Annotated in this window: 15 protein-coding genes; all 15 read right to left on the reverse strand. The window is 31.9% G+C overall.

Going from position 1 to position 16,382, the window contains the following annotated elements:
- Positions 1–1,385 precede the first annotated feature (1,385 nt).
- Positions 1,386–1,667 carry a hypothetical protein gene (locus J3359_RS13420; RefSeq protein ID WP_208077358.1) on the reverse strand — a complete coding sequence of 94 codons (282 nt, stop codon included), beginning with the start codon at positions 1,665–1,667 and terminating at the stop codon, positions 1,386–1,388.
- A gap of 141 nt (positions 1,668–1,808) precedes the next feature.
- On the reverse strand, positions 1,809–2,084 hold the full coding sequence (locus tag J3359_RS13425; RefSeq protein ID WP_208077359.1) for a hypothetical protein: 276 nt from the start codon (positions 2,082–2,084) through the stop codon (positions 1,809–1,811).
- Positions 2,085–2,545: 461 nt separating this feature from the next.
- Entirely contained in the window at positions 2,546–3,904 is a 1,359-nt protein-coding gene (locus J3359_RS13430; protein ID WP_208077360.1) for an IS110 family RNA-guided transposase, read from the reverse strand.
- Positions 3,905–4,706: 802 nt separating this feature from the next.
- Entirely contained in the window at positions 4,707–6,461 is a 1,755-nt protein-coding gene (locus J3359_RS13435) for a DUF262 domain-containing protein (RefSeq protein WP_208077361.1), read from the reverse strand.
- 74 nt (positions 6,462–6,535) lie between these two features.
- Positions 6,536–7,894, reverse strand: a complete 1,359-nt coding sequence (locus tag J3359_RS13440) for an IS110 family RNA-guided transposase (protein WP_208077362.1) — start codon at positions 7,892–7,894, stop codon at positions 6,536–6,538.
- Between the two features lie 369 nt (positions 7,895–8,263).
- Positions 8,264–8,752, reverse strand: a complete 489-nt coding sequence (locus tag J3359_RS13445) for a hypothetical protein (protein ID WP_208077363.1) — start codon at positions 8,750–8,752, stop codon at positions 8,264–8,266.
- A gap of 248 nt (positions 8,753–9,000) precedes the next feature.
- Positions 9,001–9,282 (reverse strand): hypothetical protein, encoded by a 282-nt coding sequence (locus J3359_RS13450; RefSeq protein WP_208077364.1) that lies wholly within the window; start codon positions 9,280–9,282, stop codon positions 9,001–9,003.
- Between the two features lie 557 nt (positions 9,283–9,839).
- Positions 9,840–10,178: a DUF6970 domain-containing protein gene (locus tag J3359_RS13455; protein WP_208077365.1), complete on the reverse strand. Its 339-nt coding sequence runs from the start codon at positions 10,176–10,178 to the stop codon at positions 9,840–9,842.
- Positions 10,175–12,619 (reverse strand): M4 family metallopeptidase, encoded by a 2,445-nt coding sequence (locus J3359_RS13460; protein WP_208077366.1) that lies wholly within the window; start codon positions 12,617–12,619, stop codon positions 10,175–10,177. The genes J3359_RS13455 and J3359_RS13460 overlap by 4 nt, the downstream gene beginning before the upstream one ends.
- A gap of 319 nt (positions 12,620–12,938) precedes the next feature.
- Positions 12,939–13,220 (reverse strand): hypothetical protein, encoded by a 282-nt coding sequence (locus tag J3359_RS13465; protein WP_208077367.1) that lies wholly within the window; start codon positions 13,218–13,220, stop codon positions 12,939–12,941.
- Positions 13,221–13,389: 169 nt separating this feature from the next.
- Complete coding sequence (locus tag J3359_RS13470; protein ID WP_208077364.1) at positions 13,390–13,671, reverse strand: hypothetical protein; 282 nt, start codon at positions 13,669–13,671, stop codon at positions 13,390–13,392.
- Between the two features lie 169 nt (positions 13,672–13,840).
- Positions 13,841–14,122, reverse strand: a complete 282-nt coding sequence (locus J3359_RS13475) for a hypothetical protein (RefSeq protein ID WP_208077367.1) — start codon at positions 14,120–14,122, stop codon at positions 13,841–13,843.
- Positions 14,123–14,261: 139 nt separating this feature from the next.
- A complete protein-coding gene (locus tag J3359_RS13480; RefSeq protein WP_208077368.1) occupies positions 14,262–14,570 on the reverse strand; it encodes a hypothetical protein in 309 nt (102 codons plus the stop codon).
- A 559-nt stretch (positions 14,571–15,129) separates the two neighbouring features.
- Complete coding sequence (locus J3359_RS13485) at positions 15,130–15,921, reverse strand: hypothetical protein (RefSeq protein WP_208077369.1); 792 nt, start codon at positions 15,919–15,921, stop codon at positions 15,130–15,132.
- Between the two features lie 157 nt (positions 15,922–16,078).
- Entirely contained in the window at positions 16,079–16,381 is a 303-nt protein-coding gene (locus J3359_RS13490) for a hypothetical protein (RefSeq protein WP_208077370.1), read from the reverse strand.
- Between the last annotated feature and the right edge of the window lies 1 nt (position 16,382).

Below are 16,382 nucleotides of genomic sequence, written 5' to 3' on the forward strand. Positions count from 1 at the left end.
GTTGCTCTTAAATAACTGCTAACGTGTTTGTATAAGAATAGTTGCGATTTTGTGCGCGAGGAATTTCAGCATGAAATTCAGAAGTGTGCAAAATTGCAACTACCTTTGGTTTAGCCAAAATAGCAATTATTTTTATACTTTGTTGGCAACCGTTTTTCCTTTGTCGCTTTGCTTTTTCATGTCAGCTTTAATTCAGTCGTTTTTATTCTTTAAACGACCAATTTAGTCAATTCTGCTTAATTCTTTTTACGGTTTTCCACATTCCGATTCTGCTTTTTCCTTTTCAGATTCATTTTCGTAGATAAACACAAACTTTTCGGATTATTACTTAAAAATCAAAAAAAAAAATTCGATTCTTTTTCCGCTGATTTTTTCCGTCCGAGTAAAATTCGGCGCAATAGTTTTCGGTTCAGTTTTTTATTCCGCAATAATTTTCACGTTTCTTATGCGTTTCACTTGTCAGAAATCGGCTTAAAACTCAAAAATTTTCGGTTCAGCTTTTAGTCGGCAAAAAATCCGTTTTCATTCGGTTTTGTATTCAGTTCAGTTTGTCAATTCCGTAATTCAATTCCGCCCACAATATTTTTTTCGGTTCTATTTGGCTGGATTTTTCAAATGTTTACGGATTTTTCTTAAATGGTTGCCAACGTGTTTGTATAAGAATAGTTGCGGTTTTGTACGCGAGGAATTTCAGCATGAAATTCAGAAGTGTGCAAAATTGCAACTACTTTCGGTTAGGCTAAAATTAGCAATTATTTTTATACTTTGTTGCAAAATCGTTGTTTTTTCAGTTTATAATTCCGTCTTATTTTCCTTTTTCTCGCTTTAAAAGTTCAACTTTTGAGTAATTTTCTCACTATTTTTTTATTCAGAGTTTGAGTAAATTCCTCAGTTTAGATTTTTTGTCTTTCCTCAATTCTAAAACTTCCTATATTCAGATTTTGAGTAAGAAATCCTCCAAACTTATTTTCAGAGTTCGAGTAAGTTCAAACATTTTAAATTCCAAATTTTCTGATTATTTCTAAAGTTTTCGAGCGAGAGAGTGTCCGATAATTTTCATTTTTTCTAAATTTTAAAAAACAAAATCTCAAAATTATTTATTCAGTTTGAGTGATTTCCGCAAACTTGCTCGACAATGTTTTGCAACGTGTTTGTATAAGAATAGTTGCGATTTTGTGCGCGAGGAATTTCAGCATGAAATTCAGAAGTGTGCAAAATTGCAACTACCTTTGGTTAAGCTAAAATTAGCAATTATTTTTATACTTTGTTAGCAAATGTTATTTTTTTTATTCTCCTTTGTTCATTAATTGAATCCCAAAATTCAGCTTTTGAGTAAGAATTCCGTAATTTATATTTTTCATTTTCTGCTCAATTTCTCAAACTTTCTAAATTTCACGATTGATTGGAAATTTCGCAATTTTGTTTTTTTTGAGTTTAAGAAAATTCTCACGTTTTATAATTCCACATTTGAGTAAATTCCCACGCAAAATCTTACGAGCGAGCGAGTGCTCAGCATTTTGAAATTCCTTTTTTGCGATAAAACCGATTAGTTTTAATTCACTATTTTTCAGCGTTTGAGTGAGAACAATATTTGCTAACGTGTTTGTATAAGAATAGTTGCGATTTTGTGCGCGAGGAATTTCAGCATGAAATTCAGAAGTGTGCAAAATTGCAACGACCTTTGGTTAAGCTAAAATAGCAATTATTTTTATGCGTTGTTAGCAAATGTTGTTTTTTTCATTCCCCTTAGTTCATTAATTAAATCCTAAAACTCAGCTTTTGAGTAAGAATTCCGCAATTTATATTTTTTATTTTCTGCTCAATTCCTCAAACTTGCTCAATTTTACGATTCCTTGTAAATTCCGCAATTTTGGTTTTTCGGGTCTAAGAAAATTCTCACGTTTTATAATTCCACATTTGAGTAAATTCCCACGCAAAATTTTACGAGCGAGCGAGTGCTCAGCATTTTGAAATTCCTTTTTTGTGATAAAACCGATTAATTTTAATTCACTATTTTTCAGCGTTTGAGTGAGAACAATATTTGCTAACGTCCGCGAATATGGAAAGTGCCCTTTTTTGGGCATTTTTTATATTCGCAGTTGTGTGCAGTAAATATAGGAATTAGCTTTCTAATTTCATATTTATGTAGTCAGATTAACGCAACACTAATTCGACATTCCTATTTATTAGTTTATTTTTCTTATGAATCTTATACATCGTTCCGTATAAGATTTCGTCATAAAAATAATTCGGAATTCACTCTCAATAAGCTCCAAGCTATTTTTTAAAACATTAAAATTCAGTATTTTATTTGACTTTCTCAAAAAAAAACCGTAATTTTCAAACTTATATGCGTTCCCAACGTATTTGATAGTGTAACTCTCATACGATGAAATCGATAAGTTTGGACACTGTAATTTCCGCTGTCAATTCCATTTTCCCTTTTAAAAAATAGCTTTCCGCTTTTAAAAATTCCGAAATAATAAATATGAAATGGCAAAAAGTTAATCTTATTCTGACTAACGTAAAATTAAATTCTTGTTTTTCAAGGGGTTGTGTTTAGCTCTAAATCGTCATTTGTTATTCCAAATTTAGTGATTTGTTTCTTCATTCTTTTAACGATACCTAATTTTCTTTTTTGGTCAAGGTAGAGATAGCCTTCTGGGTTTTGGTATGGAATTCCTTTTGTGACCATATTCCAAATGATGACTGCTAATTTTCTTGCTGTTGCAGTGATGGCCGAGACACGGCCTTTTCTGAAGTTGATTCTATGGAAAAAATCCCGCAGGGGTGTGCTGTCTTTTAAATTACCAATGGAGTTTGCTGCATTTCGCAGAGCAATTTTGAGTCTGTTGCTTCCTTTCCCTATTTTGCTGGATAGCACTTTTCCACCACTTACTTTGTTGTTGGGCGCCAGCCTAAGCCAAGATGTAAATTGTTTTGCGGAATTAAACTTTTTGATTCCATCAAAACCTACTTCACTCATGATGGTAAGGACGGTATTGTAACTCATACCTTCTATGGCTAAAAGGTCTACACCTTTGAACATTTGGTAGGATTTTAAATTGATGTCTATGTCTTTAGGGGTGTTTTTGTTAATGCGTTTATACGGTTTCTTATCGATATAATGTTCTTGTTTTTCAGGGTCTTTACCTATTATTTCGTCGAGTTTTGCGGCAATCTGGTCGTCACATTCTCTTATTTTCTTTTGCACGAAATCGTAGGTGTCTAGCTCATCTTTTAGTGCATAAAGGAAGTCTTTTCTTCCGTTGGAGTGCAATGCTTTGGCAATTTCTTCTTCGCTTTTCTTGCAGTTGTAATGACGTAAACTTGCTAGTTTTTCTGGATCGGTTTCGCCTAGAGCAATGGCACGAATAATTTTAAGTCCTGTAAGTCCCACCACATCTTTGACCACTACATCGAGGCGAATATTCATAAGTCTAAGGTATTTCTGCATCTTCTTTGTTGCCGAGGCAGCTTGTTTTATCAGATTGTATCGGTGTCTTGTGTATGTCCTGAGTATTTCGGTGTCTTCATCGGGTAAAAAACTACCCGAGAGCAGTCCTAAACTGTGTAGTTTTTGGATCCATTGACAGTCTTTGACATCTGTTTTCTTTCCTTTGATGTTTTTGGTAAATTTACCATTGCACAGGGTTACCTCAAATCCTCTTGAGAGCAGTACGGCATGTAAATTTTGCCAGTAGTTTCCGGTACTCTCCATAGCAACATGCTTAATCTTGTGTGAGGTCAACCAATCGGCAAGTTGGTATAGATTTTCATTGTAGACGCCAAACTCTTTGATTAAGTCATCGCTCTGACCAACTGCCACCCAATGACTTCTACTACCAATATCAATGCCTGCTGCATTTTTATTGACTACATCTAAGCTAATTTGTTCTTTCATACTTAAAGATTTTAAAAAGCTCTAAGGAAATGTGCTTTAGGCAAAGAGATTATTCTGAACGGGATTCCCGATAGCTATCGGGATCGCCAATGTACTGATGGCAAACATTTCAACCAGGATTGCGCACGTGCTTACACGCAGTAGCAACACTTTGAAAAACGGCCTTGCAAAGAGCTCAAATTAATTATTTAGAAAGATACGATTTTTACATTAGCCAACGTAATGAGGAAAGAAGCTTTCTATGGGGGATTACTGCCAACGTGTTTGTATAAGAATAGTTGCGATTTTGTACACGAGGAATTTCAGAATGAAATTCAGAAGTGTGCAAAATTGCAACTACCTTTGGTTAGGCTAAAATTAGCAATTATTTTTATACTTTGTTGCCAAATGTAGTTTTTTTCATTGTTAATTTGAGTTTTTGTCAATTCCTCATTTTTTATTTTTCAAGTTTGAGTAAGAATCCCGCTAATTTTCTAAATTCAGTTTCCGAAATTTTGGGATTGAGTGATAATTCCACCATTTAGTTTTCAATTCCGAAACTTCGAAAGAGTAGTTTTTCACATTTTATAAACTCAACATTTTGCTAAAATTCCGATTATCGAGAGAGTGTTTCACAATTTTTAAATTCCTTTTTTAGCTTTAAAAACTCAATTTTCAATTCAGGTTTTGAGTGAGTGAGCTATATTTGGCAACGGTCTAGTATAAGAATAGTGGCGGATTTTTACACACTAATTTTTCGGTTAAACACAGACCTTTTTTTAATTTTCTTACTTTCATTTTAGCGATTAAACCGCTATTATTTTTATACATTGTTAGCCACTGGCATTGTTTCAGCTGTCCATATTTCTTTCGCTTTTTCGAGTAAAAATCCGGCTCTATTTTCAATTTCTGTTTCGTTCCAATCGTTTAATTCAAGATAAGGTGCAAGAGTTTCAATTCCGCCCGAATAATGTTTTAAGCCTTCTTTATTTCCGCTACCTCTCTTTTTTTTTGGCCAATTGGAATCTCTAATTGAAGCGTTTAAAGATTGTGTAATAATCGCTAAATTTCCCAAAGTCTTTAGTTTGAAATTTCTATAATCTTTGGCTTCTTTTGTAGGAACGCTATTCCATTTATTTTCCCATTTTTTTGGCATTAAATGCTCTAAACTATATTTGCTAATTCCTAAAAGCTGGGTAGCTTGTTTATTTCTATTTCTAATTTTAGATTCAATTAGATATATAATTCCTGCGGTTTGTTTGTTGATTAAAATTGAATTTTCAAAACCTTGTTTTAATTCGGTGTCATTTGGTAAATAATTTACCTTGTCATTTCTGCCTTCTAAATATTCAACAAACTGCTGTTTAGATAATATTTTATTAGATATTAATCGGTCTGTAAATAGTTGATTGTAGTTTTTAGTCGTTGCTTTTACAACCATTCTACGCATTACATAACTTTCTATAAATGCAAAAAGCTCGTTTCGTTGAGTTTCATCCTCAACATTTTTGAGAATATAAAGAGAGTAGGGAATTAGTGTAGAAGTGTCAAGTCCGAAGATAATTGCATTTATACGTTCAATTCCGCTTTCTGAACTCAATTCATTATTAACAATATCGTAATCAAAATTTTCTTTAAATAAATCTGCGTATTCTTTTAGTTCGTCAAGGATTTTGGTTTTATCCAATTTATAATCTCTTATAAACCTTTTGTAAGACTCAAACAAGTTCTCAACTTTTGAAAACTCAATTTTATCTTCGGTATTTACTTTCAGTTCAGGTTCTTGTATTTTGATTTGTAGATACGAGTAAAAGAAAAGGTCTATGAATGTTCTTCTTAAACGACCTGTTGTTATTTCTCTGTCCCAATATATTTTGGTGTCGTCATCTTTTTCAAATACTTGCTTCCAATACTTATTGTAGCTTTCTATTTCGTCACGTTTGAAAAAGTAGTTTTTCAGCAATTCTGCTGTTGTTAACCTAACTCCAAGTGAATTGATTGTGTCAAAGATTTGTTGTTCGTCCTCTTCGTAACCAAGGTCAATCCCAACAAAAAGTATGTTGTCTAAAATATTGAAAAAATCAATTGAGTTTTCTAAATCCTCTGCTGTTATATTTTCGTTGAAAAAATTATAAGCCGAAAGAATATTGTCATTTTCAGAAACGTCTTTAAAAACTGTTGAACTTTCAAGATTTACAACTTTATTGAATGATTCTTGGTCGTTGTGATTATGAAGTAAAATGATAGATTTATCTCGCTGTTTTTTAAAAGTTTCGGTAAAATCGTTGTCGGCATTATTTTTTAAACACAGAACTTTTAGAAAGATATTTAAGGTCGTAAGTCTTTGTTGTCCGTCAATGACTGTTAAAATCGAATCTTTATTTGAAGAAGTTTCTTGCTGTTTTAAAATTACAGAACCTAAAAAATATGGTCTTTTCGTTGTCGAAACCATAATCATATCTTCTAAAAATCTTTGCCATTGTTCAGTATCCCAAACGTATGCTCTTTGAAAAAAAGGTATTTCTAAATTTCTACCTCTGTTAAATATATCTCTAATTGTTCTTTTTCCTGCTTCCATTAATTTCCTAATGTTTGTTTTATGTTCTGTTGTCGTTTTTGCTTCTGACTAACGTAAAATTAAATTCTTGTTTTTCAAGGGGTTGTGTTTAGCTCTAAATCGTCATTTGTTATTCCAAATTTAGTGATTTGTTTCTTCATTCTTTTAACGATACCTAATTTTCTTTTTTGGTCAAGGTAGAGATAGCCTTCTGGGTTTTGGTATGGGATTCCTTTTGTGACCATATTCCAAATGATGACTGCTAATTTTCTTGCTGTTGCAGTGATGGCCGAGACACGGCCTTTTCTGAAGTTGATTCTATGGAAAAAATCCCGCAGTGGTGTGCTGTCTTTTAAATTACCAATGGAGTTTGCTGCATTTCGCAGAGCAATTTTGAGTCTGTTGCTTCCTTTCCCTATTTTGCTGGATAGCACTTTTCCACCACTTACTTTGTTGTTGGGCGCCAGCCTAAGCCAAGATGTAAATTGTTTTGCGGAATTAAACTTTTTGATTCCATCAAAACCTACTTCACTCATAATGGTAAGGACGGTATTGTAACTCATACCTTCTATGGCTAAAAGGTCTACACCTTTGAACATTTGGTAGGATTTTAAATTGATGTCTATGTCTTTAGGAGTGTTTTTGTTAACGCGTTTATACGGTTTCTTATCGATATAATGTTCTTGTTTTTCAGGGTCTTTACCTATTATTTCGTCGAGTTTTGCGGCAATCTGGTCGTCACATTCTCTTATCTTCTTTTGCACGAAATCGTAGGTGTCTAGCTCATCTTTTAGTGCATAAAGGAAGTCTTTTCTTCCGTTGGAGTGCAATGCTTTGGCAATTTCTTCTTCGCTTTTCTTGCAGTTGTAATGACGTAAACTTGCTAGTTTTTCTGGATCGGTTTCGCCTAGAGCAATGGCACGAATAATTTTAAGTCCTGTAAGTCCCACCACATCTTTGACCACTACATCGAGGCGAATATTCATAAGTCTAAGGTATTTCTGCATCTTCTTTGTTGCCGAGGCAGCTTGTTTTATCAGATTGTATCGGTGTCTTGTGTATGTCCTGAGTATTTCGGTGTCTTCATCGGGTAAAAAACTACCCGAGAGCAGTCCTAAACTGTGTAGTTTTTGGATCCATTGACAGTCTTTGACATCTGTTTTCTTTCCTTTGATGTTTTTGGTAAATTTACCATTGCACAGGGTTACCTCAAATCCTCTTGAGAGCAGTACGGCATGTAAATTTTGCCAGTAGTTTCCGGTACTCTCCATAGCAACATGCTTAATCTTGTGTGAGGTCAACCAATCGGCAAGTTGGTATAGATTTTCATTGTAGACGCCAAACTCTTTGATTAAGTCATCGCTCTGACCAACTGCCACCCAATGACTTCTACTACCAATATCAATGCCTGCTGCATTTTTATTGACTACATCTAAGCTAATTTGTTCTTTCATACTTAAAGATTTTAAAAAGCTCTAAGGAAATGTGCTTTAGGCAAAGAGATTATTCTGAACGGGATTCCCGATAGCTATCGGGATCGCCAATGTACTGATGGCAAACATTTCAACCAGGATTGCGCACGTGCTTACACGCAGTAGCAACACTTTGAAAAACGGCCTTGCAAAGAGCTCAAATTAATTATTTAGAAAGATACGATTTTTACGTTAGCCAACGTAATGAGGAAAGAAGGTTTCTATGGGGGATTGTGGGCAACGTTTATGTATAAGAATAGTTGCGGTTTTGTGTGCGAGGATTTTCCGAAGGAAAATCAGACGTAACAAAAGAGCAACGACCTTTGGTTAAGCCTAAAATAGCAATTATTTTTATACGGTGTTAGGCAATGTTTTTTTATTCCGCTTTATATAGGCCTGTAATAAAGATGGGATTATTGTTAAAATCAGTAATATTCCTATTTCAAGTTTTATGTTTTTTGTAGAAATAGAGATACTATCACTAAAATTAAATGGCGTTTCTATTCCACTTATATACATTCTGTAAATCAGCCATAAAATTCCTCCGTTTCCATTTTTCCAATTCAAATCAGTTGGGGAATTCAAAACTGCAAATAGCCAAATGATGAATCCAATTAATGCAATGATGTAATATTTTTTTAAATCAAAAAGTTCAGTTTTGTCAGTTGCTAAAAATCCGCTAACTAAATAAAGTATAATAACTATTGTTAGATGAAAAACAGCATAAATTATTTCAAGTGTTCCATTTCCAACATATTCATACAGATATGTGAATCCGAAAATGGAAATAATAAATATCAATATGTGTGCGAATATTAATTTCAGATGCATTTTTTTCAATATTGCCTAACGTTTTTGTATAAGAATAGTTGCGATTTTGTGCGCGAGGAATTTCAGCATGAAATTCAGAAGTGTGCAAAATTGCAACGACCTTTGGTTAAGCTAAAATAGCAATTATTTTTATGCGTTGTTAGCAAATGTTGTTTTTTTCATTCCCCTTAGTTCATTAATTAAATCCTAAAACTCAGCTTTTGAGTAAGAATTCCGCAATTTATATTTTTCATTTTCTGCTCAATTTCTCAAGCTTTCTAAATTTCACGATTGATTAGAAATTCCGCAATTTTGTTTTTTTTGAGTTTAAGAAAATTCTCACGTTTTATAATTCCACATTTGAGTAAATTCTCACGCAAAATCTTACGAGCGAGCGAGTGCTCAGCATTTTGAAATTCCTTTTTTGTGATAAAACCGATTAGTTTTAATTCACTATTTTTCAGCGTTTGAGTGAGAACAATATTTGCTAACGTGTTTGTATAAGAATAGTTGCGGTTTTGTGCGCGAGGAATTTCAGCATGAAATTCAGAAGTGTGCAAAATTGCAACTACTTTCGGCTAGGCTAAAATTAGCAATTATTTTTATACTTTGTTAGCTTTAGTGCTTTTTTGTCCGTTTATTTTTTGGTCAATATTATATTTCGGTCGGCTTTTTAATTCCGCATTTTATTTTTTATTCAGCTCTACTTTCATTCCGCAAACTTGCTCAAATTCCGCTATATTTTTAATTCAGATTTCGAGTGAGCAATTCCGCAACTTCCTAAATCCCGATTGAGTGAAATTCCGCTTTTCAATTCAGTTTTCGATTCCGCAAACGAGCTAAAAAGTCAGACGCAATTCAATTCAGAGTTTGAGTGATTATTCAGCTCAATATTCCACATTTTATTTTTAAATTCCGCTTTAAATGACTTTTGATTTAAACCTGAAATTTTCGGTTTTGCAATGTCCCGAGCATTAAAGCTAACGGTGCGGTATATGGTTTGTTGCGGTTTCTAGGCACTAAATTTAGCAAATAAAAACGGGATTGGAAAACCGCGGGGTTTTTCGGGAGTAGGCTAGAACTAGCAATAAATTATATACGTTGTTATGGGCAGATTTTATCTATTATCAGTCCAAACGGTTTCTATAAGTTCTGCACTTTCCCAGTTATCACAAGTGTTATTACCAGCAATACTGCCAAATGAACAAATTGTATTACAATTTTCATCAATAACACTGAAATGCTCATCAGATACATTGTTTGCATAAAAAATATATACACTTTGATTTTGGTATGTATACTTTTTTATATTTGAACGTGGATTTTGTACTCCGTAGTTTTCAATGAAATTATTGATACGTGTTTGCAGACAAGTAGGATAGTTTATTTCATCATCATTTTTTTCACAACTTGATATTGATAGAATGATACAGATTATTAAAGTTAATTTTTTCATTTGATTATTTTTTTAGTTAATATTTCTCCTGTTGTTAATTCTACTTTTATAATATAAATACCTTTAGAAAGTATTGATAAATCATTATTATTGCTCACTTGTTTCCCCATTAAATTATAAATCAAAATACTTTTTATTGAATTAGAATTACCAGCTATTCCGTTAAAGTTATTACAAGGGTCTTCAATTACTATACTTTGACCATTAAACGTTATATTGTTACAAGGGTTTGGGGCTGGTGGGGTAAAATGACGATAAATAGTTGTTGTGCCACAGACATTTGTTGCTGTTATTTTGGCATAAGCAACCCAACTATTGCAATTTCCATTTCCACTACCAAAGAAATTATTTCCATAAAAAGATGAATAACAACCACCACTACCTGATATTTTTTGCCAAGTTGTTGAAGTAATGCCTTGTTTGGTAATATCAGAACTATTGTAACCAATCATATTAACATGTATATAATTAATGCCTACTGGTTCAATTTCAAAAGTAAATTTAGGCTTTCCAATCCAAATATCTTTTTTTATTATTGTTCCGCTAATTGAAGCAGTAATTGTAGCCATTCCATTGAAAGAGCTATTTATAGAGTTTATAGTGATAGAAGAATTGTTACTATTTATTATTTGAATACCAGAAGTTACTGACCAATTTGTACTAGAGTTTGGTGGTGTATAATTTAGAGTATAAGTATAGTTTGATGTATTGCAAATTGTAGAATTTCCTGTAAGCTCAATGTCAACATTACAACTATTATCTCCAACCCCTACAGCATACCAAGATTGACAAGTTGATGCGGATTCAATAGAGTTCTCTCCGTATAAATCTTCTGCAGCTTGGATAGTCAGTTGACGAGCTTGACTATAAGTTGTAGATGAAGTAAAATAGATACTTTCTGCTCTATAAACAATTTTTGATGCTTTTTCTTTTCCTATTCCGTTAACATTAAAAACATTTCCAATATCATTAGTTCCATTTCCACCTTCTGCAAGTAAATAAAACCAGTAATTTAATACACCACTATTTGTATGGACTCCCTCACCATAACCTGGATTTGAAGGATACCAATACCAGTAATCACCTTTGTAAGTGTCAGGTTGGTTTCTAGAATTTGGGTTAGACATAGAACGTAAAGAGCCACCACCTAACTTTATTTCTTCTCCAATTTCATAAGTCTGTTTTGTTGTATCTGCATGATATTCTACCATTGCTCCCCAGATATCACTTAAACCTTCATTTATTGCTCCAGATTCATTTCCGTAATACAAGTCTGCTGTAGAGCTACAAACAGCATGACCTATTTCATGTGCAACTACGTCAATACTTGTTAAGGCATCAAATAAATACTGTCCATCTCCATAGGTCATTCTTTTGTATGTTGGGTCCCAAAAGGCATTATCATTGTTTGGGCGACCTAACCCTACAAGATTAGTATGTACATAACTTTTAATTTTACTTCCATTATTATCATAGCTATTTCTATTATGTTTTTCTAAAAAGTAGTCATAAGTTTTTTCAGCACCCCAATGAGCATCTAAAGCAGCATTGTCTTTATTTGAATTATTGTATTCAGAAGAAGTCCAATTATTATCATTGTCTGTAAAATCAGTAGCTGAATTATAATTTGTACCATTATTCATATTATAAGTTTCAATTCCACTACCTCTTGAATAATCCCTTAATCTATACGAACTACCATTTTGTTGTGTTTCAATTGTTCTTTGTCCTGAATATCTTGTTTGTGCTGTACCTTGAACATGTTTAATTAATGGATTTTCAAGAATTAATTTTCCATTAGAAGCATCGACATAATAAATGGAGCTAGATAAAGGTAATGTAGCATAGACATTAAATTTATAAGCTAAAATAGGTTCAAAAATGTCGTCAAATAAGTCTTTGTCAATAATTACTAATTCTCCTTTGGGATAATTGGTAGCAAGTAGGTCATTTGTTTCTTTTTTTATTAATTCTTCGTATGAATTATCTTCCCAAGCATATTTTTCTGCACTTATCTTTTTTAAAAGATGATTCAATGATTCACTTTCAGATAGTTTTGGGGTTATGTTAATATTTTCAATATTTAATCCTTTTCCATTTATGGTTTTTACATTATTGTTTTTTGAAACAACAACTATTTCACTGAATGCTATTTTTACTCCTTTGTAATATTGTTCTAATTTTTGAGATTTAATACCGTTTTCAATAATGAGTGAATTATTTTTTTGTTTAAATTCATAATTATCATTCAGGTTATACTGTTTTTTTAAAAATGATTTAACTGCGTTGTCAGAAGATTCAAGTTTAGTTTCCTTAAATTTTAAAAAATTAGCAATTCCTTTCGCATCCTTTGATAGGATTTCATTTTGTTTTACTTGGGAAAATAAGTTGCTAGAAATTAGCATTATTAACCCAAAAAGAATGTAGTGTTTTGTTTTCATAACTTATTGTTTTAAATTTTGCCTACTCCTGTTTAAAGTCGTTTTCCAGCTTATTTCGACCGTTATGTTTGTTAATTTGCCCATAACGTGTTTGTATAAGAATAGTTGCGATTTTGTGCGCGAGGAATTTCAGAATGAAATTCAGAAGTGTGCAAAATTGCAACTACCTTTGGTTAAGCTAAAATTAGCAATTATTTTTATACTTTGTTAGCAAATGTTATTTTTTTCATTCTCCTTTGTTCATTAATTGAATCCCAAAATTCAGCTTTTGAGTAAGAACTCCACAATTTTTCATTTTCTGCTCAATTTCTCAAACTTTCTAAATTTCACGATTGATTGGAAATTTCGCAATTTTGTTTTTTTTGAGTTTAAGAAAATTCTCACGTTTTATAATTCCACATTTGAGTAAATTCTCACGCAAAATCTTACGAGCGAGCGAGTGCTCAGCATTTTGAAATTCCTTTTTTGTGATAAAACCGATTAGTTTTAATTCACTATTTTTCAGCGTTTGAGTGAGAACAATATTTGCTAACGTGTTTGTATAAGAATAGTTGCGATTTTGTGCGCGAGGAATTTCAGCATGAAATTCAGAAGTGTGCAAAATTGCAACGACCTTTGGTTAAGCTAAAATAGCAATTATTTTTATGCGTTGTTAGCAAATGTTGTTTTTTTCATTCCCCTTAGTTCATTAATTAAATCCTAAAACTCAGCTTTTGAGTAAGAATTCCGCAATTTATATTTTTCATTTTCTGCTCAATTTCTCAAGCTTTCTAAATTTCACGATTGATTAGAAATTCCGCAATTTTGTTTTTTTTGAGTTTAAGAAAATTCTCACGTTTTATAATTCCACATTTGAGTAAATTCTCACGCAAAATCTTACGAGCGAGCGAGTGCTCAGCATTTTGAAATTCCTTTTTTGTGATAAAACCGATTAGTTTTAATTCACTATTTTTCAGCGTTTGAGTGAGAACAATATTTGCTAACGTGTTTGTATAAGAATAGTTGCGATTTTGTGCGCGAGGAATTTCAGCATGAAATTCAGAAGTGTGCAAAATTGCAACGACCTTTGGTTAAGCTAAAATAGCAATTATTTTTATGCGTTGTTAGCAAATGTTGTTTTTTTCATTCCCCTTAGTTCATTAATTAAACCCTAAAACTCAGCTTTTGAGTAAGAATTCCGCAATTTATATTTTTCATTTTCTGCTCAATTTCTCAAACTTTCTAAATTTCACGATTGATTGGAAATTTCGCAATTTTGTTTTTTTTGAGTTTAAGAAAATTCTCACGTTTTATAATTCCACATTTGAGTAAATTCTCACGCAAAATCTTACGAGCGAGCGAGTGCTCAGCATTTTGAAATTCCTTTTTTGTGATAAAACCGATTAGTTTTAATTCACTATTTTTCAGCGTTTGAGTGAGAACAATATTTGCTAACGTGTTTGTATAAGAATAGTTGCGGTTTTGTGCGCGAGGAATTTCAGCATGAAATTCAGAAGTGTGCAAAATTGCAACGACCTTTGGTTAAGCTAAAATAGCAATTATTTTTATGCGTTGTTAGCAAATGTTATTTTTTCATTCTCCTTTGTTCATTAATAAATCCTAAAATTCAGCTTTTGAGTAAGAATTCCGCAATTTATATTTTTTATTTTCTGCTCAATTTCTCAAACTTGCTCAATTTTACGATTCCTTGAAAATTCCGCAATTTTGGTTTTTCGAGTTTGAGAAAATTCTCACGTTTTATAATTCCACATTTGAGTAAATTCCCACGCAAAATCTTACGAGCGAGCGAGTGCTCAGCATTTTGAAATTCCTTTTTTGCGATAAAACCGATTAGTTTTAATTCACTATTTTTCAGCGTTTGAGTGAGAACAATATTTGCTAACGTTTTTGTATAAGAATAGTTGCGATTTTGTGCGCGAGGAATTTCAGCATGAAATTCAGAAGTGTGCAAAATTGCAACTACCTTTGGTTAAGCTAAAATTAGCAATTATTTTTATACTTTGTTGCAAAATCGTTGTTTTTTCAGTTTATAATTCCGTCTTATTTTCCTTTTTCTCTCTTTAAAATTTCAACTTTTGAGTAATTTTCTCACTATTTTTTATTCAGAGTTTGAGTAAATTCCACAGTTTAGATTTTTTGTCTTTCCTCAATTCGAAAACTTCCTATATTCAGATTTTGAGTAAGAAATCCGCCAAACTTATTTTCAGAATTCGAGTAAGTTCAAACATTTTAAATTCTAAATTTTCTGATTATTTCTAAAATTTTCGAGCGAGAGAGTGTTCCACAATTTTCATTTTTTCTAAATTTTAAAAAATAAAATCTCAAAATTATTTATTCAGTTTGAGTGATTTTCACAAACTTGCTCGACAATGTTTTGCAACGTATTTGTGTAAGATTAGTTGCGTGTTTTAAGCACTAAAGTTAGCAAATAAATCACAGATAGAAAGTCCGCGAGGACTTTCGTAAATCGGCTAAAACCAGCAATTAATTTTACACGGTGTTGGCAATAGTTATTTTTTATTCAGTTCGTTTATAATTTGTTCTGTAAATAATTGTTCAAAATCTTTTAGTTTCAATTCCTTAACATAATCCACATTCTTTTTCTGAACTCCAAAAAAGCCTCTTGCTTCAGTCACAAAAAATAATATACTGTCAAGCTGAACTTTTGTTCTGTCATTTTCGGTTTCTGAAATTATGGTTGATACAATTATTCTCGACCTTTTTTCTGGTAATTCGATTACTGCTTGATATTTTGGGTCATTATCACTTTGATAATATTTAAACATTTTTCTCAATACAGAATCTTTTTGCATTTCAAATTCTGTTTCGTAAGTCGATTTTAAATTTATTTCTCCTCTCTCTTTTGGAAGAGTAGTTGCTATAAATGCAAACGAGCAAATTCCAATTATAAATTCTTTTGGAAGGAAATTTATTTTTTTAATTCCGCTTGTGTTTTTTGTTCTGTAACGATAAGAAAGTGGTAAAATTAAAAGTGCAATTAAATCAGAATAATCCACGACACGATTTATTCCAATTCCGATATTATTCAGAAAGTCAATAGCAAATTGAGAAGAACTGCTTTTCCAAAAAACGAATAAAATTCCAGTCAGAATGTAAATAGTTTTGACTTTACTTTTGAATAATAAACTAACAAAATAAGGAAAGGCAAAAAGTCCGACGAAATCAGATAGTTTTCCAGTCAGATAATTATGAAACTGATATTTTAAATAAAAGTCGTTTACAAGAAGTAAACCAACAGAAATCAAAAATAATTTTCCGTAAAATAGTTTGTCGTTTTGCACTTCGTTTTAATTATTGCCAACGTATTTGTATATGAAAAGTAGCGAAATAAAAGATACTATTACTTTCAGTTTATAAGTTAAAATAACAGGTAAGCACAAAATTAAAAGTTTGTACTTAACTGCTATTTTTTATATACATGGTTGTGGTTTGTATTTTTTATTTAATTAATTCTTTCCCAAATTCATTATTAAAATCTCTAATCCTACACGGATTTAAAGTGTTGTTATTTTCATATTCAGCGTACAACATAACATCTCTCGGATCTGAAATGGCTGTTTTTAAATAATGATTTAGTTCAAATAAATCACCATTGGACAAATAAATCACGCATCTTATTATTCTTGGGTGATTTATATGCTCATTTTCATTTATTTTATTTACTAATAAATTAATAACATTTTCTTTTTGACTAGAAAAATCATTTTCTATTTTTTCAAGAATATCTTTTTTTAATTTCATA

The sequence above is a fragment of the Polaribacter cellanae genome (genome assembly GCF_017569185.1).
GTDB lineage: Bacteria > Bacteroidota > Bacteroidia > Flavobacteriales > Flavobacteriaceae > Polaribacter > Polaribacter cellanae.

What these genes read in the sequence shown, in the direction of transcription:
- J3359_RS13430 (WP_208077360.1), bottom strand. Translation starts at nt 3,904, where the DNA reads ATGAAAGAACAAATTAGCTTAGATGTAGTCAATAAAAATGCAGCAGGC.
- J3359_RS13460 (WP_208077366.1), bottom strand. Translation starts at nt 12,619, where the DNA reads ATGAAAACAAAACACTACATTCTTTTTGGGTTAATAATGCTAATTTCT.
- J3359_RS13425 (WP_208077359.1), bottom strand. Translation starts at nt 2,084, where the DNA reads ATGCCCAAAAAAGGGCACTTTCCATATTCGCGGACGTTAGCAAATATT.
- J3359_RS13490 (WP_208077370.1), bottom strand. Translation starts at nt 16,381, where the DNA reads ATGAAATTAAAAAAAGATATTCTTGAAAAAATAGAAAATGATTTTTCT.
- J3359_RS13440 (WP_208077362.1), bottom strand. Translation starts at nt 7,894, where the DNA reads ATGAAAGAACAAATTAGCTTAGATGTAGTCAATAAAAATGCAGCAGGC.
- J3359_RS13455 (WP_208077365.1), bottom strand. Translation starts at nt 10,178, where the DNA reads ATGAAAAAATTAACTTTAATAATCTGTATCATTCTATCAATATCAAGT.
- J3359_RS13435 (WP_208077361.1), bottom strand. Translation starts at nt 6,461, where the DNA reads ATGGAAGCAGGAAAAAGAACAATTAGAGATATATTTAACAGAGGTAGA.